The 18,307-nt window shown below is 72.6% G+C and carries 16 protein-coding genes; 5 read left to right on the top strand and 11 right to left on the bottom strand.

Going from position 1 to position 18,307, the window contains the following annotated elements:
• Both ACH495_RS19040 and ACH495_RS19035 read left to right on the top strand, forming a co-directional pair.
• Complete coding sequence (locus ACH495_RS19040) at positions 1-786, top strand: protein phosphatase 2C domain-containing protein (protein ID WP_396859053.1); 786 nt, start codon at positions 1-3, stop codon at positions 784-786.
• A gap of 18 nt (positions 787-804) precedes the next feature.
• Positions 805-1,260 carry an NUDIX domain-containing protein gene (locus tag ACH495_RS19035; RefSeq protein ID WP_396859052.1) on the top strand — a complete coding sequence of 152 codons (456 nt, stop codon included), beginning with the start codon at positions 805-807 and terminating at the stop codon, positions 1,258-1,260.
• 24 nt (positions 1,261-1,284) lie between these two features.
• On the opposite strand, the gene ACH495_RS19030 is transcribed toward ACH495_RS19035, so the two are convergent.
• From ACH495_RS19030 to ACH495_RS18985, 10 genes are all read right to left on the bottom strand, one after another.
• On the bottom strand, positions 1,285-1,515 hold the full coding sequence (locus ACH495_RS19030; RefSeq protein ID WP_396859051.1) for a hypothetical protein: 231 nt from the start codon (positions 1,513-1,515) through the stop codon (positions 1,285-1,287).
• A 4-nt stretch (positions 1,516-1,519) separates the two neighbouring features.
• The gene (locus tag ACH495_RS19025; protein WP_396859050.1) at positions 1,520-2,794 is read right to left on the bottom strand and encodes a WXG100 family type VII secretion target; all 1,275 of its coding nucleotides are present in this window, start codon (positions 2,792-2,794) and stop codon (positions 1,520-1,522) included.
• On the bottom strand, positions 2,791-3,111 hold the full coding sequence (locus ACH495_RS19020; protein WP_396859049.1) for a type VII secretion target: 321 nt from the start codon (positions 3,109-3,111) through the stop codon (positions 2,791-2,793). The genes ACH495_RS19025 and ACH495_RS19020 overlap by 4 nt, the downstream gene beginning before the upstream one ends.
• Positions 3,098-3,499 carry a YbaB/EbfC family DNA-binding protein gene (locus ACH495_RS19015; protein WP_396859048.1) on the bottom strand — a complete coding sequence of 134 codons (402 nt, stop codon included), beginning with the start codon at positions 3,497-3,499 and terminating at the stop codon, positions 3,098-3,100. The genes ACH495_RS19020 and ACH495_RS19015 overlap by 14 nt, the downstream gene beginning before the upstream one ends.
• Positions 3,500-3,576: 77 nt before the next feature.
• Positions 3,577-4,491, bottom strand: coding sequence for a hypothetical protein (locus ACH495_RS19010; protein ID WP_396859047.1), 915 nt, complete (start codon positions 4,489-4,491; stop codon positions 3,577-3,579).
• A 14-nt stretch (positions 4,492-4,505) separates the two neighbouring features.
• A complete protein-coding gene (locus ACH495_RS19005) occupies positions 4,506-6,068 on the bottom strand; it encodes an ATP-binding protein (protein WP_396859046.1) in 1,563 nt (520 codons plus the stop codon).
• 1 nt (position 6,069) lies between these two features.
• Positions 6,070-6,639, bottom strand: coding sequence for a hypothetical protein (locus ACH495_RS19000; protein WP_396859045.1), 570 nt, complete (start codon positions 6,637-6,639; stop codon positions 6,070-6,072).
• 1 nt (position 6,640) lies between these two features.
• Positions 6,641-6,817, bottom strand: a complete 177-nt coding sequence (locus tag ACH495_RS18995) for a hypothetical protein (protein ID WP_396859044.1) — start codon at positions 6,815-6,817, stop codon at positions 6,641-6,643.
• A gap of 1 nt (position 6,818) precedes the next feature.
• The gene (locus tag ACH495_RS18990; protein WP_396859043.1) at positions 6,819-8,594 is read right to left on the bottom strand and encodes a hypothetical protein; all 1,776 of its coding nucleotides are present in this window, start codon (positions 8,592-8,594) and stop codon (positions 6,819-6,821) included.
• A 206-nt stretch (positions 8,595-8,800) separates the two neighbouring features.
• Positions 8,801-9,511, bottom strand: a complete 711-nt coding sequence (locus ACH495_RS18985) for a Crp/Fnr family transcriptional regulator (protein WP_396859042.1) — start codon at positions 9,509-9,511, stop codon at positions 8,801-8,803.
• Between the two features lie 455 nt (positions 9,512-9,966).
• Here ACH495_RS18985 and ACH495_RS18980 point away from each other — a divergent pair, with 455 nt between their 5' ends.
• The 3 genes from ACH495_RS18980 to ACH495_RS18970 are packed head-to-tail and all read left to right on the top strand — an operon-like array spanning position 9,967 to position 16,855.
• The gene (locus ACH495_RS18980; protein WP_396859041.1) at positions 9,967-11,280 is read left to right on the top strand and encodes a hypothetical protein; all 1,314 of its coding nucleotides are present in this window, start codon (positions 9,967-9,969) and stop codon (positions 11,278-11,280) included.
• The gene (locus ACH495_RS18975; protein ID WP_396859040.1) at positions 11,277-13,217 is read left to right on the top strand and encodes a caspase domain-containing protein; all 1,941 of its coding nucleotides are present in this window, start codon (positions 11,277-11,279) and stop codon (positions 13,215-13,217) included. Before ACH495_RS18980 ends, ACH495_RS18975 begins: the two co-directional genes overlap by 4 nt.
• Entirely contained in the window at positions 13,214-16,855 is a 3,642-nt protein-coding gene (locus tag ACH495_RS18970; protein ID WP_396859039.1) for a CHAT domain-containing protein, read from the top strand. The genes ACH495_RS18975 and ACH495_RS18970 overlap by 4 nt, the downstream gene beginning before the upstream one ends.
• 29 nt (positions 16,856-16,884) lie before the next feature.
• Here the strand turns inward: ACH495_RS18970 and ACH495_RS18965 are convergent, their stop codons facing one another.
• Complete coding sequence (locus ACH495_RS18965; RefSeq protein WP_396859038.1) at positions 16,885-18,252, bottom strand: pyridoxal phosphate-dependent decarboxylase family protein; 1,368 nt, start codon at positions 18,250-18,252, stop codon at positions 16,885-16,887.
• Positions 18,253-18,307: the final 55 nt, after the last annotated feature.

Genomic DNA, 18,307 nt, shown 5'->3' with positions numbered 1-18,307 from the left:
ATGATCACTACCGCGGGCGGCGTGCGGGCGAATGAGGACCGCGTCGGTCACCGTGGCACGCTCGGCTGGGTCATCGACGGGGCCACCGACCTGTACGACGACGCTGCGCTTCCCGCCGGTAGTGACGTGCAGTGGCTCGTCGACACCGTCGGGGAGCGGCTGGCGGAGGCCGGGATGGATGCCTACCGCGACGACCCCGCAGAGCTGCTGGACAGCGTCGCCGCCGACGTGGCCCAGCGCCAGGCCAGGCTCGGGTTTCCGGACGATCGCGTGCCGCCGGCGTGCTCGGTCGCGCTCTGCGTCGACCAGGGTGCCCACTTCGCGATCAGTCGGATCGGTGACGCCACGGCAGCGATCAGCGGGCGGGAGCCATTCGTACTGGCCACCGGCTACTTCGACCGGCGGGAGGCGGCGGCGGTGGGATTCGGCGACGCGGACGCCCAGCGGGTCGCGGCGGCGATGCACGAGCGGCGGCTGCACACCATGACGTCCGGTGACATCGAATCGGTCTTCTCGGGGCATCCGCGGCGGGTGTTGCGTCCGCACGGCATGGTAGGCGCCTGGGCGGACACCGACCACGTCCTCCTGTGCACCGACGGCTTCGCCCGGCTGGTCACCGACTATCGGCTCTATCCGGGATGGCCGGAGGTCGTCGCCGACGCGTGCGAGCGCGGGTTGCCGTACCTGGAGAAGCTGATCCGCGACGTGGAGGCCGACGCCGGCACGGTGAGCGGCCGGTTCAAGCGCGCCGACGACGTCGCCGCGATTCTGATCACCCGAGACTGACCCTGGGAAGGCTGCCGCATGACCGATCGACCGCCGTATCTCGTCGAGCGGAACCCCGGCTACGTCGAATATCAACTGCCGATCTCGGTGAAGCTGGTGGTGGACCACCACGGGCGGGTGCCGCTGTTGAAGAACGAGCGCGACGAGTGGGAGTTGCCCGGCGGCAAGCTGGAGGTCGGCGAGACACCCGAGGACGGGGTGTGCCGTGAGGTCGCCGAAGAACTCGGCCTGTCCGTCAGTGACGTCGACATCGTCGACGCGTGGGTCTACGAGATCACGCCTCAGCGCCACGTGTTCATCGTCAGCTTCGGTGCCGTCTACACGGGCGACGAGAGTCTCGTCTGCTCCGCCGAGCACAAGGAACTGGGCGTGTTCACCTACGACGAGGTGCCCGGCCTGCGCATGCCGGAGCCGTACAAGCGGACCATCGCCCGGTGGCGTGAGCGGATGGAGCGTCTGACCGCAGCGTCGTGACCGTGCGCGAGACGGCCCGATCAGTCAACTCGCGAAGATCATCCGCTGTGGGAAGTCGCCGGCGGTGCGCCAGGAGTTTACGATCTTGGCGGTGATGGCGCTGGCAGCGGCATTGAAGTCGCCGTCCTCGACCCGGGCCTCAAGGGTCTGCGGATCGATGACGAGGAGGCGATCGAACCTGTCTTCGAACCCGAACTCGTAGCGCACCTCTTCCGCCGGAGCCTCGACCCGACGGGCGACCACCATCATGCCCATGTCGCTATTCTCCAAATCCTGCGTAGTCCTCGTACGTCGGGCCGGGAATCGAGTTCTCCCAGTTCGATACGCGATTCGCGGCGAGATGAGCTTCCCGGTAGTCCGCGTGCGGGTTGGCCGAGTAGTACCGCGACTCGGCCAATTCGTGCTCCAGGAGCCGGACGTCCTCCGGTAGGGGAGCACCTCGACGCAGGCGCAACCACGCCTCGGCCATCGGTGCGCTCGGATCGTACCGTTGGCGGATGATCCCACCGGCGTAGTCGTCCATCGGATGCTCCTCGAAGAAGATGTGCCGTCGAATCTGCTCGATCTCCGCCGACGAGAACCCGCGGGACCCGTCGAGGCGAGGTGCATCGGCGAGGTTGCGGGCGATGACTCCGGCATCGTCCTGCTGCCGGATCGCCGCGTAGGCGTCCCTGGCCCAGCCCTCCTGGCGGTCGTAGTCCGACAGGTTGCGCGGGCGGCTGGTGTGCCCGCCGTGGACCCCGTCGACCGGGCTGTGCGGAGACCGGGGCGAGGAACTGGTGAGTCGGTTCAGCGCCTGCCGGAGCTTCTCGATCAGGTCGCCGAGCCGCCGCGCCTCCGGCATCAGCCGCCGCAGGCTCGCCAACAACCCCCGCAACAACCGCGCGATCCGCGCTCCCCACGACGCCACCGTCGTGGTGACCTGCTCGACGACCAGCGGCGTCGCGAGCCCGGCGGTGGCGACCAGCTCTGTCGCGTACCCGATCAGCCGGGACACACAGGCGGCGACGGCGTCGCGGACCAGCAGTCGGACGGCCGCGACCAGGCCGGCGGCGCCCTCGGTGATCGCCGCCATCGCCTCGGCGCCCTGCGCCAGCCCGGTGATGGCCTGCTGCTGCTCACTCGCCCAACTCCGGTAGCCGCTGCCGGCGGCGCCGGTCCAGCCGGCGACCTCGGTGCGGACGGCGTGGGTCAGTTCGGCGGCGTCCTCGCGCAGCGACGCGGCGACGTTGCGCCAGGTTCGGGCGTGGGCGGTGATCTCGGTGGGGTCGCCGGCGAGCCAGTCCAGCGCCTCGCTGAGCGGCCTGACGTGCTCGATGAGCCAGGCGATGCCGTATTGCAGGAGGGCGCCGACCGGGTCGGAGACGAGCGCGAGCGCGTCCAGGCCGGCGCTGACCACGCCGAGGCTGCCGTCGATCCAGCTGCCGGTGCGGACGCCCTGAGCGATGAGGTCGATGTCCTCGCAGATCCAGATCCCCGCCCAGGCGCTGGGCCCGGCGTCCGCCGCGCCGGCGACCAGCGGGTTGGTGGTCATCGCCGGTTCCGCACCTGGTCGAGCATGCGCGCGGCGTGGGCGTCGGAGGCGCGGTAGCGCTCGGCGCTGGTGCGCACCTTGCCGGCGGTGTCCCGGACCGAGGTGGCCGCCGCGCCGACGCCGTCGACCAGCGTGCGCTGGAGGCCGTCGAGCAGCGCCGGCATGATCGCGCAGAGCTGACCGTACGCGTCGGCGCCGAGCCGGACGTGCTGCCCGGCCTGGCGGGCGGTGTCCATGCTGTCGGCGCAGCGGTCGAGGTGGGCGGCGTGGGCGGTCAGGTCGTCCGGGTCGACCTGGAGGATCTCACCGGCGGGCATCCGGCGGGTCCTGGTCGGGGTCGAGCCGCCGGCGGTGGGAGTCGACGATCGCGCGCCCGGCCGGGTCGTCCGCGCCGAGGGTCTCCGTGGTCGCGTCGGTGAGCTGCCGCAGCAGGTCGGCGCGCGCGGCCCGGGTGGTGGCCACGACCTGCCGGGCCGTGTGGGCGGCGGAGTGCTGCCGGGTGCGTTCGTCGAGCCGCAGGTCTGCCAGCAGCCCGGCGGCGTCGACGGTGACCTCGACCAGGCCGTCGGCGCTGCGGGCGAACCCGGTCAGGGCCCGCGCCCGGGTGGACAGCGCCGTCGCGCGTGCGGCCCGGTCGGCCAGGCTCGATTCCCACTCGTCGAGTCGGCGCCCCGCCGCGTCCAGCGCGGCCTCGTTCGCCCACATGGCCACCCTCCCCAGGGGACACCGGTGACCGCCACGGTAGCAACCAGTCGCGCTGCGTGTATGTCCCTGCCGGGCGGCTAGCTCGACGCTCCCGGCGGGTTCAGCCGGCGGGGCACGCATCGGTTCGCCAACTCGGACCCGCGGTAGCCGGAGAACTCTCGGGCGCACCAGGCCGCGACCGCGTCCTTCTCCGATTCGGGCGGAAGCGCGAAGGTGACCCACAGGGGTTGTCCCTCGTACCGCTGCTGTCGCCCGTAGTCGGTGCTCGACAGGAGGACCACGCGGGTCTCGCCGCCGAACCGGTCCCGCAGGTCGTTGTGCTCAGCGAGGATGTCACGGGCGTAGAACGTGTGTGAACCGTTCGTGGCGAGTTGACGGGGGTCCTGGATCCCCACCGCCTTCGACGCGAGTTGGGCCGCGTATCCGCCGTCAAGGGTGACCGTGGGCAGATCCTGCTGACTGAGCACCTGCAGGGTCGACAGTGCCTCGTCCTCCGGATCGACGGCCTCCGTGGGGGTGGTGGTGGGCTCCGGCAGGCTCTCTTCCGTGGTGTCGCCGCCGACGGGTTCGTCGTGGCGCGTCTCGGGCACGACGGACGACGACGTCGAGCCGGCCTCGTCGTCGGACTGGTCGCGGTCCGTCGCGAGTCCGACGACGGCGAGGATCAGAACGATCACCAGTACCCCGATGCCCACCAGTGCGGTCACTGTCCACAGGGAGTTGCCGTTCGTGCGTGGCACCACCTCGCCGTGGCTGACCCAGCCATGCCGTGCGTCCTGGTCGGGCAGTTCCGGATCGCCCGCGGCGTCGAGGAGCGTCGGCGCGTCGGTCGGGACGGTGGGCGCCACCGCCACCGGACGCTCGGCCGGTGGCCGGCTGGGAGGCGTTCTCACCGGCCGGTCGGCTAGCGTGGGGGGAAGCTCATCCGCGAGGTCGCCGATGAGAGACCTCACGTTCCAGGTGGCGCCGCCGGGCTGTCGATCACTGCTCATCTCGCTCCTTCCGGTCACGCGTCACCGGGCACGATCACCCGCCGGCGTCCGCCCGCGGAGGGGGAGCCGGCGGTGCCTATCGCACCCGCTGGTATCGCACGGTCCCGGCCCCAGGCCCGGATCTCCGCGATCTCCTCGGGGTGCGTGCGGCTGAGGGGGATCGTGTCGACGAACGTGTCCACGATGAACTCGGTGGTCAGGCTGGCGGCGCCGTGGAGCAGCACCTGAAAGCCGGCCTCCTTCAGGGCGGCCTCGATGTCGGAGCCGGCGAAGCCCTCGGAGAGGGCGGTCAGCCGATCGAGCAGCTCCTGCGGCGGTTCCACGCCGACGTACCGCTTGTGGTAGAGCCGGATGATCTCGGCGCGATCCGCGTCGTCGGGCAGGTCGACGAAGAAGAGCTCGTCGAATCGGCCCTTGCGCAGCAGCTCCGGTGGAAGTGAGCGGATGTCGTTGCAGGTGGCCACCACGAAGACCCGCGACCGGGATTCCTGAAGCCAGAACAGGAACTGGCCGACCATCCGGCGGCCCACGCCGGTGGAGTCCTGCTGGCCGGCGAGCCCCTTCTCGATCTCGTCGATCCAGAGGACGCAGGGCGCGGTCCGGTCGGCCATGCTCAGGGCCTCCCGCAACCGTGCCTCGGACTGCCCCACGTACATCCCGAGGATGGCGGCGAAGTCGAGCCGGTAGAGGGGTAGTCGCCACTGCGCCGCCACCGCCTTCGCGGACAGGGACTTACCGCATCCGGGCACACCGACGAGGAGGACCCCGCGCGGGGGGCGCAGCTCGGTGGAGCGGAGGTCGGCGAGCATGACCTGGTGCCGCCGGTGCAGCCATTGACGCAGGGTGGCCAAGCCGCCGATCTGGTGGTCCGACGCGCCCAGGGTGATGCGCTCCAGGCCGGCCAGGTCGGAGAAGTGCTTGTCCTTGATCTCGGCCAGCCGGCCGACGTCCTCCCGGCGCAGCCGCCCGGACGCGGCGATGGTCGCCAGGACGTTGACGGCGGTGCCCGCGGGTACGCCGACCAGGAAGTCGGCCACCCGGCGTGCGTCGGCCTCGGTCCAGTCGATGGTCACCGACCCCTCCTGGTCCTTGAGGAAGTCGACCACGATGTCGTACATCTCGGCCGCGTTCGGCGGATCCAGCGCAACGCTCATGCCGAGGCGTTGCAGACCGCTCCACAGCGGGGTGTCGGTGATCAGGACCACGCCGCCGGACTGGTCGTCCGCGAGCCGGGCGAGTTCCGCGATGTGCCGGGTGACAGGTGAGTCGGCGCTCAGGTCGTCCGGCTCGACGAAGATCACCGTGGCGTGGGCCCGTCGGGTGAGCTGACCGGCGGCGAACTCCATGGCCGCGACCAGGGAGCGGTCCTCCTGGACCGGACTGTTGGTGCGTAGGTCCCGCAGCCCGGTGGCTCGCGTGTAGATCCAGAAGGGCAGGTTGGCGCGACGGGTGCTTCCCGCGACCTCACGGACGAGTCGGACGGCGCGCGTCTGCTCGGCGCTGCGGATGCCGATGAGCGGCACGCGAGCGGCGATGTAGCTGTCGAGGTCCCGGCGGGCCTCTTCGTAGTCGGACACGCTACTCCTCGGATCGGTCACGGGGTCGATCGACGATCAACCTTCGACGGGGTTGCCGCGGCGCCGTCGCGACCCGGCCCGCTCGATGGATCGGGTCGGGGATCGCGGTCACCGTCAGCGCGTTCTCCCGGATGGTGCGCAGCCGGGCCTGGACCTGCCGGTCGTCGACGCCCGCGCGGCGGGCCGCCTCCACCCCGTCCTCCAAAGCACGTTGCGCCGCGTGGATCTGCGCGTCGACCGCCGCGCGCAGTTGCCGCGGCAGCGGTTCCGGCAGACCGGGGTGACCCGCGACGGTGTGGATGGCGGCCAGACCGCGCCGGGACTGCACGAGGGCACGCGCGACCTCGAACTCGTCCCGCGCGGACGCCAGGTCGCGCTCCAGCCCGTCGGCCCACGAGGCGAGCCGCACGTCGAGCGCCTCCGTCACCCGGCGTACGATCCTGGCCCACACGTCGGCCGGGTAGTCGTCCTCCGCGAGGTGCGGCAAGCCGTGCGGATCGCGCGCCGCGCCGGACTGCCAGCTCTCCAGGAACGTGGCCCAGCGTTGGTAGCCGCTGCCGTCGACGGACATGTCACCGCCGGTCCGGACGGCGGACCACGAGTTCCCCCGGAGGCATCGGCTCCCAGTCGGGAAGCCCTTCGGCGATCCGTCGGACCCGATCGGTGCTGCGCTGGCTCGGGGCGATCGGTCGCCGCGCCCACGGGACGTCGGTGGCCTCCGTGGGCTGCGTCGGCTCGGACGGCTCCATGTCACTCCTCCTCGTCGATCCGGTCGGTGACCCGGCGTTCGTGCCGGCCACTCGGGGCGCCGGCGGTGGCGAGGTCGGCGATCAACGCCTGTGCCTCGGCCTCCCTGGCGTCGGCGGCCTTGAACCGGCTCATCCAGTCGGTGAGTTCCGCCTCGGTGGCCCGCAACGTGGCCAGCGACCTCTTTTTCGAGGCGGCGATCTGCTTGCCGGCCCGCTCCTGAGCTTTCACCGCGTCGTCCGCCTGTGACTTGAGCACCAGGCCCCACACCAGAGCGCCGGCCGCGGTGATGAGCAGCGCCAGCCCCACGTTCGCGACGCCACTCAGGATCAGCAGAGCGAGGACGAGGACCACGACCGGTGCGACGATCCGCCTACCCAGGTTGAAGGTGAGGCCCGCGATGAACGGCTCGGCGTTGCGGTCCCAGTGCGCGCCGAGAGACCGTTCCAGGGCGTCCATCGGACGGTTGAAGGCGCCGGTCCAGCGCGGTGGCCGGAAGCCCGGTGGGCAGTCCCCGCCGCTCAGGTCCAGCGTCACCTCGACGGTGGCGGGCACCGTCAGGCGGTAGTCCCGGGTGAACGCCGCGTGGGACTGGTTCAGCCAGTCGTGGCAGGACGCCACCGCCAGCCGCTGGGTGTGCGCGGACACCCCGATGCTCTCCGGGTCGAGCGCGGACTCGGTCTGGATCGTCAGGTAGTCGCGGGTGTCGTCGAGACCGGCGCCCTGGAACTGCGGCGCTCGGGTCGCCGCCGCCGGGTCTCCGCCGGCGGCGACGATCGCCTCCTTGGCCGCGAGTTTGCGGCGTAGCGGGAGCTCATCCGGGTCGTAGTCGTCGACCAGCCGATCGAGGATGTCGTCGATGGCGTCCTCGATGCGGCCGCCGGATGGGGCTTCCGCGGTCAGCAACGCGGTGTACCGCTCGATGAGCGACCCGTGCGCCTCGGCGCGGGCCAGGGCGTCCCGTAGTGGTAGCCACTGCGGGGACGTCGCGGCCAGTCGCGGGAACTCCTTCTCGATTCCGTCGGGTCGCACGTGCGTCTCCACCTCGCGTCGCCACCGGTCGAGCTGGATGCGCGTGCTCACCTCGTCGTCGAGCAGGAGCCGACGCCAGGCGGTGAGCCGGTCCTGGACGAGGTCCAGCGCGGCCGGACCGAAGGCGCCCTGCGCGATCGCCTCCAGGATGACGGCGAACTCGCGGTTGAGCGCCGTGGGATCCTGCGCGTCGAGGTAGTGCCGGAGCCACCGCACCGCGCTGGCGCGTCGGCCCTGCCGTCGCAGCACCAGCATCATCAGCAGCGAGGTGCGCTCCGGTGAGCGGCGGTACGCCTCGTCCACCGCCCGCACGCACAGCTCGGGGTCGTCGCCCGCCCAGGCCGCCAACGCGACGAGCACCGGGGCCAGCCAGTAGCGGGGCGTCTGGATCATCAGTTGCTCACCGACGGCCTGGACGGTCTCCTCGCTGACCAGCCCGAGATCGAAGGAGTGAAGCATGCCGACCGTGGTCCGCCGGACCACCTTGTGGTGGCCGAACTGGTGCTCGATGTCGTTCTTCAAGTTGCCGATCGCGGTCTCCGCGCGCTGGAGGGTCGCGGCGCGCTCCGCCTGCTCGGCGAGGCGGGTGAGGGCGAGGCGCAGGTCGTTCAGGTCACTGCGGGTGGCCTGCTGTTCCTGCCCGATGACGTCGACCTGGACACCGACACTATGGACGTGTCGGTTGAGCTGGCTGACGGCATTGGTGAGGTTCCCGAGTTGACGCTGGACGCCGCTCAAGTCGGACATGATTCTCCGGTGGGGTCAGAGAAGGGATGGCGAAGTTCGAAATCCAATCCCGAGGACGGGACTGTGACCATTCCCAAAGTCGTTTCTGAATATTTGCGGTGCCGGCTCGATCGGCGCGTCGACCGAAGGGGTTGTTCCGGTGACCGAATGGATGCCGAAGACTGTGCCTGTTCGGACCCCGACCGCCCGGTGCGGTAGCCGCGCGGCTATTCGGACGGATCGGCGGGATGGCCGGACATCCGCCGTAGGGCGGCCGGGTCCAGCACGGTGAGCTGACGGTAGGCGGAGCGGACCAGGCGTTTCTCGCGCAGTGAGCGCAGGGCCTTCTGGACCGTGTCCTCGGAGGCGCCGATCATGCCGGCCAACTCCCGTTGGTTCAGCGGGAGGCCGATGGTGACACCTCCGTCGGGGCCCCGGTGCCCGTGCCGCCCGGCGATCTCGACCAGGACCCGCGCCAGGCGTACGTCGGCGGGAAAGGCCACGAAGTCGACCCGTCTCGCGTTGGCCCAGTGCAGTCGTTCGGCGACCGTGGCCGTGACCAGTCGGGCCGCCTCGGGATAACGGGCGAGGAGGCGGCGGAAGACCTCGGCGGTCAGCGACTGTCCGGTGACCGTGCCGCAGGCGGTGACGCTGGCCATGCGGGGGCGGTCGGCGAGGGCGGCCGCCTCGCCCACGAGGTCGCCGGCGCATCGGATGGCCACCAGTGCCTCGATGCCCTCCACGCTGGTGGTCACCTTCGCGAAGCCTCTGGTCAGGAGGATCACGTGAGTGTCGGTGCCACCTTCGCGCAGGAGTCGGTCGCCCGGCCCGTACCGACGCGGACGGCCCTGGCCGAGCATCTCCTGTCGGATCGCCGGCGGAAGGCGGCCGAGGAAGCTGGCGGGTAGTGCGTCCGGATGCCGGATGACACCGTCCACCTTCACCTCGTCGTGCGAACGTGGGCCGCTGATGACCCAGCAAGTCTGCGACATCCGGCGTGCGCCCGCAACGGGGTGCCGACCCGTCGTGCAGTTCGACGGCGCCGGCCGTGCCGGTGGCCGGGGTGACCGCGTGTCCACTCTCGCTCCTCGATGCTCGTCGTCGGGCGAGCCTGGCACGGCGGGATTCCGCAGACCCCGGATTTCTACGGGATCTTCCCAGGAGAGCCCGGTCATCGTGAACGGCGCGCGGGGCGGTGGACCGGTGATCGGCCGAATGATCCGCCTCATTGTCGGCTGGCTGACATTCGACATTGGGTGATGCTTTCGGGCGGCAAGGATCTGTGTCCTACCGGAAGTGGAATGACGGCATGGCCGGCTGTAACGCACACGTGACGAACTTGTATTTGTCCTCGCGCGGTAATCCGTGCGCGGCAGTTAGGGGCGGAGGGTCAATGACCGGCGACGAGGTGACGCTCGGGGACGCCCCGCTGCGGCCGGCCGACGTGCTCGCGCGTTCGGCGCTCTGGACGGGGCGGCCCCGCGACCCGGACGATCCCGCGCCCCCCACCGGTCGGACCTCGGTGAGCTTCGGTCGCCCGCTGCTCTTCCCCGTTCCGTCCGCCGACCTTCCGGCGCCGCTCCGGTTGCGTGCCGAGGCGACCGGGCGGCGTTACGTCGGGATGGTGGTCGCGTTCGACCTGGACGCGTTGGCGGGCGGGCAGCGCTACACCGGGGTCCGCTTCGAGGTGACCCTGGACGACGAGGAGGCGGTCGCGGTCCGGATCGACGCCGACGGCGGGGCACTGGGCCTCGCCTACGGGCTGGGGCCGCCCCGACCGCTGACGGTCGCCGCCGACCGGGCGGTGACCGCGGGCGCGTCCCGCCCCGGCTGGCTGCTCCGGTTGGCACCCCGCAACGACAGACCTCGGGCCTGGTCGTTCGGGGCGTACCGGCACCGGTTCGGCTGGTCGTACGAGGATCCGGCCGGTCGGGCCCTCCTGCCCCTGACCTACGGCATGCACGCGATGCTGGAGCTGCCGGCATCCGCCACGACGTTGTCCGGTCGCGTCGGCCTGCGGGTCGAGACGTCCGCCACGGGACGTGGCCGGACGGTCCGGCACCAAGCCGCCGTGCAGGACACGGTCAGGTTCGACGAGCCGCTGCCCGGCGTGGTCGAACCGAGCGTCGCGGCCGTACGCCTGTGCATGGCCGCCGACGTGGCGAGCTACAGCCGCCGACCCAACCACCTGGCCGAGCGTACGCAGTCCTGGCTGGTGCGGGCACTGGCCGACGCGCGCCGCGCCGCGGGCCTCGACGAGACCGCCGTCGCGGTGCAGCCGCAGGGCGACGGCCAGTTCGCCGTCCTTCCGGTCGGCATCGACGAGTCCGAGGTCATCCCGCGTCTGGTCGGTGGCCTGGCCGAGGCGTTGCGGCGGACGAACGAGGACCTGACGGCGGACGAACGGATGCGGCTGCGGGTGGCCCTGCACCGCGGCTTGATGAAGCCGGCGGACAGTGGCTGGGTCGGCACGGCGGCGATCGCCGTGCACCGGATCCTCGACAGCCCGCCGCTGCGGGCCGCGCTGCGCGACAACCCCGGCGTCGACTACGTCCTCGGGGTGCCGGATGTGCTGTACCGCGACGTCTTGCGGCACTCGGCGCTGCCGCCCCTGCCCGACCAGTTCCGCGAGGTCGCCGTCGAGCTGCCCGAGAAACAGTTCGTCGAACACGCCTGGATCCACGTTCCGCCGGGGCAGGCCGGATGAGCCGGCGCGTCTTCGCCCTCCTGGTCGGGATCGACAGCTATCGGGCCGCCACCTCCTTGCAGGGAGCCGGCCACGACGTCCTGCTCGTCGAGCGGTTTCTGCGCGAACGGCATCCCGAGCACGACCCGTCACGGGTCCGGGTCCTGCGGGACGGACAGGCCACCCGGGCGGCGGTCATCGCGGGCCTTCGCGGCCATCTCGGTGAGGCCGGGCCCGGGGACACCGCGCTGTTCTGGTTCAGCGGGCACGGATCGTGTGCGCCGGTCCCGGCCGAGTTGTGGCACCTGGAGCCGAATGGGGAGATGCAGACGCTGGTCTGCCACGACAGCCGGTCCGACGGGGTACCCGAGCTCTACGACAAGGAGCTGTCCCTGATCCTCGGCGAGATCGCCGCGACCGGCTGCCACCTGGTGGTGGTGCTGGACAGTTGCCACTCGCAGAGTGCCACCCGTAACCCGCGCCGATCCCTCCCGCCGGTCAAGGAAGCGCCGCTGATCGAGGCGCTGTTGCCGGAACTGCTCCGCGCCGCAGCCCGGCCCCCGATGGAGTACGTCGTGCTGACGGCCTGTCGGTCGTTCGAGGCCGCGATCGAGACCTGGGTGGAGGGACGACCGCACGGCCTCTTCACCTGGTCCCTGATCGGCGCGATGCGGCGGCTCGGGCCCTCTGCGACCTACCGCGAGTTGCTGGCCGCCGCCCGGTGTGAGGTGGAACGATACGTCTACCAGCAGGTTCCGCAGTTGGAGCCGGTCACTGCGGGCGTCGTCGACCAGCCGTTCCTCGGCGGCCACATCAGTCCCGCTGCCACCGGTATGCGGATGCGCCGGGTCCGGCACGACTGGGAGATCGACGTCGGCAGTTGCCATGGGCTCGTGGCGCACGGCGACGACGACATCCGGGTCGCCGTTCCCGGGCCGGACCTGCACGAGGCACGTGTCGTGCGGATCCATCCCGAGCGAAGTGTCGTACGCCCCATCGGCTGGGAGCCCGACGACGACCGGCAGTACCCGGTGGTGCTGAGCCGGGTGCCCACACCGGCGACCACCGTCGCGGTGGAGGCCGGCCACCGACCCACCCTGGACCTGGTGCTGACCGCGCTGGAAACGGCGGGGCCCGGGGGTGGCGCGTCGCCGCACGTCCGGGTGCTCGCCCTCGACGACGGGCAGCGGACGCCGGAGCTCCGCCTGACCGTCGTCGACCGGGACCGGGTACGCGTCTGCGACGCGGAGGACGCGCCGCTCTGCGCGGACCTGACCGACGTGTCCCGTGACGGTGGCCGGCGGGTGGCCGCGGTGCTGGAGCACCTCGCCCGGGTGAAACGGGTCCGGTCGCTGGTCAACCCGGTCTCGACCCTGGTCGAGGACGTGTCGCTGGAGCTCGTCGAGGCCGGGCCGGGGGAGGTGGTCGCGCCCGCGGACCGGCCGCCGCTGCGGCCGGGCGGCGACGGCGCGGTGCATCTGCGCTATCGCCGGGAGAACGGCGGATGGGTGCCGCCCACGGTGTTCGTCCGGATGCGCAACGACGGCGACCGGCGGCTCTACTACGTGCTGCTCGACGTGACCGAACGTCACCGGGTCCACGCCGGCCTCTTTCCGGGTGCCCATGTCGCGCCCCGGCACGCCGCCGCGGCGCTGCACGGGCGTCCCGTCGAGCTGCGGCTGCCGCCCGGCCGTCCGGTGGCGCCCGGCGCCGTGACCCGCGACTGGCTCGTGCTTCTCGCCGCCGAACAGGAGTTCACCTCGTCGCCGTTCGAGTTGCCGGCGGTGGACCAGGTGTGGCCGGGACGCACCCGGGCGCCACTGGCGGTGAGCGGCCTCCTCGGGCGGCTCGGGCTGGCCGCCGTGCACCGCGACGCGGGTGCGGCGGAGGCAGGCGCCTGCGACTGGGTGACAGCCGTCCTGCCGGTGGTGACCGAGGTGCCCGAGGCCGCGCGATGACCATCGACCACGACGCGTTCGTCACGGAGCTGGTCGAGGCGTACCGCCACTGGCCGGCGGACGACCCGGGCCGCGACGACCTGGCAATCGATCTGGCCGAGGCCATCTGGGATCGCTACTGGGCGCGGCTGACGGACCCCGCGCGTCCGCTGGCGGGCGTCGCGGATGACGTGGACGAGATGGTGGCCGCGTTACGGGACATCGACGTGGCATCCGCGTCCCCGGAGCCGGCCGCTCACGTCCGCGCGATGCTCGGGATGGCGCTGCTCGCCCGGTACGACCAGGGCGGGAGGCGACTGGAAGACCTGGACCAGGGCATCGCCGTCCTCGCTGACGCGCTCGGTCGGCTCCCGGTCGAGACCGACCCGTACTTCGCCGACGCCGCCCTGGACCTCGCCGCAGCCCATCTGGAGCTGGCCGGGCTCCGGGAGGACCGGACGAGTGTCGAACGGGCGGTGTCGGTGGCGGGGCGCGCCCTCGACGCGTGCGTCCCCGGAACACCCGACTGGCTTCCGCTGCACCGTGTCCTCGGCACCGCCCACCAGGTCCTCTGGGCGCTCGACGAGGACCCGGCCGACCTGACGGCCGCCATCTCGGCCTGGCGGACGGTGCAGGAGAGCGGACCCGACCCTGCCGTGCACCTCGACCTGGCGGAACTGCTGCGGGACGAGGCGACCCGCACCGGCCAGCCGCACGGCCTCGCCGAAGCCGTCGACCTGCTGACCGGGGCGCTTCCCTTCGTGGCCGACCCGGCGCCGGTATGGCACCAGCTCGGAAAGACACATCTGCTGAGGTGGCAGCTCGCCGGCGCGTCCGAGGATCTCGAGCGCGCCGTGCGGTGGGCGGACGACGCGGTCGCCGCCTCCGGCCAGGCGGAGGACGACCTGCTGGCGGCGCACATGCTCCGCATCGTGGTCGCGAACGAGGTGCACACGGACGGCGTCGTGCGGGGCCGCGATGCCGGCGCCGGCCTCGAACGCCTGCGCGCGGCGCTGGACGACGCGGACCACGCGCTGCGCGATCCCGGCTCCGCCGATCCCGTCCGACGCGCCGAACTGGCCGCGGTCATGATCTGCGGCGAGTTCGGCCACTTCGGAACGGTCGGGGGAGGGGTGGACATGGCCAAGCTTCGTCGGTTGTTCGCGCTGGCCCGGTCGCCCGGCGACGCGGTGCCTCCGCTGGTCGTTGGATTACTGGACATGGCGGAGGGATTGCTGGCCCAGTACAGCGCGGCCATCGCGGCCGAGCAGGGCTCCGACGCGGGCATGGACGCGTTGCTGCGCGCCGAACGGAACGAGGCGCTGATGCGAGCGGAGGGACCACGACTGCGGACGGTGCTGTCCTACGTCCTGAACGCCAGGGCCTCCCGCCTGGGCGACCTGCGTGGTTACGGTGCCGCGCTCGACCTGGCAACCAGCTCCGCGGCCGCGGTCGACGACCGTGGGAGTGCGCATGTCGGATCCATCGACGCGCGTGTCATGTCGCTGTTGATGGCGGCCGCCGGTCGCGGCTATCGGGGCGATCTTGACGGTATGCGGAAGGCGGTCGAGCAGGCGACCACGCTGCGGCACGGGCACCACGGTGACCTCGCGCTGGCACCGCTGGTCCGAGCCCTCCGCGAGGCGGTGGCGCTGATTTCCGGCACCGGGCAGGTGACGCCCCGGGCGCCGGTCCGGCTGCCGGCCGGACCGCTGTCGCAGCACGCGGTGATGTCCACGGTGATGGTCGCCGCCACCCAGGTGTACGCCGCCGAGCGGCGCGGTGACCGGTCGTTGCTGCGCAGGTGGGCCGACCATCTCGCCGACCTCGCCGGCCGGCTGCCGCCGGGACACGCGGCGCGGGTGGGATGCCTGAAGCTGGCGGCGCAGGCCGAGTTGGCGCACCCGGGTCGGGCCGCTGCCGCGCGTGCCGCCGAACACCTGCGGGCGGCGACGGCTGAGGTCGGCCCGGAGGACCTGTTGTGGATCGACCTGACCCGTGATCACGCGCGGGCGCTCCGGCTGGCCGGCCACCCCGATCGGGCCCACACCCGCCGGCTCGGGCTGGCCGCCCTGCACGGCCACGCCCGGCGCGTCCTGCTGCAGGCCGGTACGGACCAGGCCATGGACGCGGTCCGGGCAGTCGCGGCGGACGCGACCACAGTCGTCCGGTGGTGCCTGCAGGACCAGGCCGACGACGACCTGGTGGCCGCCCTGGACGCGGGGCGAGGGCTCGTCCTGCACGCCGCGACCGGGTCCCGCACCGTTGCCGACCTGCTCGACGAGGCCGGATGCCCCGAGCTGGCGCAGGAGTGGCGGGACACCGCAGGACTGGGACGCGACCAGGGGACCGGTGACCCCCTCGACGCCGTTGCGAGGGCCGGCGAGATCCCCGACGACCTGCGTCCGCGCGTGCTGCGTGTCCTGGAGGACCGGGGGTACGACCCGTGGACGCCGGTGCGGCTCGACGACGTGCGTGCTGCGCTGGCCGAGTTGGACCTGGACGCCCTGGTCTATCTGGTGCCGGCCGCCCACCCGGCGCCAGGTTTCGCGGTCGTCGTACCGGCTCGGGGAAGGATCGACCTGATCGAGTTGCCGCACCTCGTCGCCGGCGACGGGTCCCCGGTGCGCGCGCTGCTGGGCGTCGGGCTCGGCGTCGGACGGGCCGCGCGCCGTCGGGACACCGGTTCGGGGAGGGAACGGGACGCCGGCCCTGCGGGTGAGGCAGGCTCCACCATGGCTGGGACGCCGCTCGATGACCTGTGCCGGTGGGCCTGGCGGGCCGCGATGGGACGGGTCGTCGACGCCACCCGGACCATGCGCGCCGACGGCCCGGCCCGGGTCGTCGTCGTGCCGATGGGTGTTCTCGGCCTCGTGCCGTGGCACGCCGCCTACCGGGAAACCCCCTCGGGTCGCCGGTACGCGGTGCAGGATCTGGTCATCTCCTACAGTCCGTCGGCGCGGATGCTCTGCGGGTCGGCGATCCGCCCGCAGGCCCCGATCCGGTCGGCCCTCGTGGTCGGGGATCCGCTGGGGGACCTGCCGTTCGCCGGTGCCGAAGCGCGCGCCATCCACCGGCGGTTCCATCCGCTGGGGCGGTACCTCGGCGGCCCGTCGGCGGATCCGGACCGGGTCGCCCGCCCGGACGAGGTGTTGGCGTGGCTACGAACCGCGCCGGGACCGATCCTGCTGCACCTGGCGTGCCACGGCCAGGTCGACCCGGCTCGTCCCGCTGACTCCTGGCTCGCGTTGGCCGGCGGCCGGCTGCCCGCCCGCCAGCTTCTGGAGACGTCCCGGCTCGCCGGTCTGGAGCTGGGGCAGGTCTTCCTCGCGGCCTGCACCACGAACCTGGTCGGCGGCCTCCACGACGAGGCGTTCAGCCTGGCCACGGCATTTCTGGCAGCCGGCGCGCAGACCGTCTTCGGCTCGCTGTGGTCGGTGCCCGATGTCGGCACCTCGCTGCTGATGTATCTCGTGCACCACCACCTGTACGAGGACGGATGCCGGCCGGCCGAAGCGCTGCACCGCGCGCAGTTGTGGATGTTGGACCCGGGCCGGGAACCGCCACCCGGTATGCCCGCCGCGTTGGCGTCCCAGTGCGGTCGGGACGACAACGCCCGACCGCTGGCCTGGGCCGCGTTCACCCACCTCGGGCGATGAGACGCGGCGTCCGATCGTGTGTGGGTGTCTCAGCGGGCGAGCCGGGTGATCGCCGCCACCGACCGGTCCACGTCCGCCGCCGTGGTGGTCGCGTTCGACACCGAGATCCGCATCAACCGCCGGCCCCGCCACGTCGTCCCGCCCACCCAGCACGTACCGTCGGCCTGCACCGCCGCCACCACCCGGTCGGTGCGCGTGTCGTCGCCGAAGCCGACCAGCACCTGGTTGAGGACCACGTCGTTGACCACCTCGAACCCGGCCGCGGTCAACCCCTCGGCGAACCGGCGGGCCAGCGCGCAGCACCTGTCCACCAGCGCGGCGACGCCGTCGCGGCCCAGCTCCCGCAGGCCGGCCCAGACCGCGAAGCCACGGGCGCGGCGTGAGGACTCCGCGGTCAGGTCCGCGCCCGCCGGCACCCCACCGGAACCCACGAGGTACGCGGCCGCGTACGACATTGCCGCCGCGTGCACGTCGGGCCGGGCGCAGAACGCGAACGCGGTGTCGTACGGCAGGTTCAGCCACTTGTGGCCGTCGCAGGCCCACGAGTCGGCCGCCTCGATGCCGTCCACCAGGTGCCGGGTGGCCGGGCTGGCGGCGGCCCACAGCCCGAACGCGCCGTCCACGTGCACCCAGCCGCCGTGCCGGTGGACCAGGTCGCAGGTGCGGCGCAGCTCGTCGCAGGCGCCGGTGTTCACGTTGCCGGCCTGGAGGCAGACGACGGTGGGGCCGGGCCCGGCGTCGCGCAGCGCCGCCGCCAGCGCGTCCGGGTCGATCGCGCCCTGCGGGCCGGTCGGCACCTCGCGCAGCGCGTCCGTGCCGAGGCCGAGCAGGCGCAGCGACCGGTCGACGGTGGCGTGCCGTTCGGCGCCGGCGAGCACTCGCACCGGCGGCGCCCCGAGCAGGCCACGCCGTTCCACGTCCCAGCCGGCGTCGGCGAGCACCCGGTGCCGGGCCGCGGCGAGCCCGGCGGTGTTGGCGGCCTGGCCGCCGGTGACGAAGCCGACCGACGCCGCCGTCGGCAGGCCCAGCAGCTCCTTGAGCCAGGTGCCGGCGGCGGTCTCGGCGGCCACCGCGGCCGGCGAGGTGACCGCGTTGAACGCGATCTGGTCCCAGCCGGCGGCGAGCATGTCGGCGGCGGTGGCCGCCGGGGACGCGCCGCCGACCACGAAGCCGAAGTAGCGCGGCCCGGCGGTGGCGACCAGCCCCGGGTCGGCGGCAGCCACCAGCTCGGCCAGCACCCGCTCCGGGGGCGTGGGCGCGGCCGGCAGCCCGGTGGCGAACGCCCGGGTCAGCGCGGCCTGGTCGACAGGTACGCCGACCGGCCGCTCCGGCAGCGACCGCCGGTAGTCGGCGGCGTGGTCGGCGGCCCGCCGGAACAGGTGCCTCAGCTCGTCCATCGCCGCACCCTAGCCCGGCCGCCGGCCATCCGCGTCAGAGGCGGGCAGGGCCGGG

Source organism: Micromonospora sp. NPDC018662, from assembly GCF_044391475.1.
In the GTDB taxonomy this organism is placed as follows: domain Bacteria; phylum Actinomycetota; class Actinomycetes; order Mycobacteriales; family Micromonosporaceae; genus Micromonospora.
This window is presented reverse-complemented; position numbering and strand designations above follow the sequence as displayed.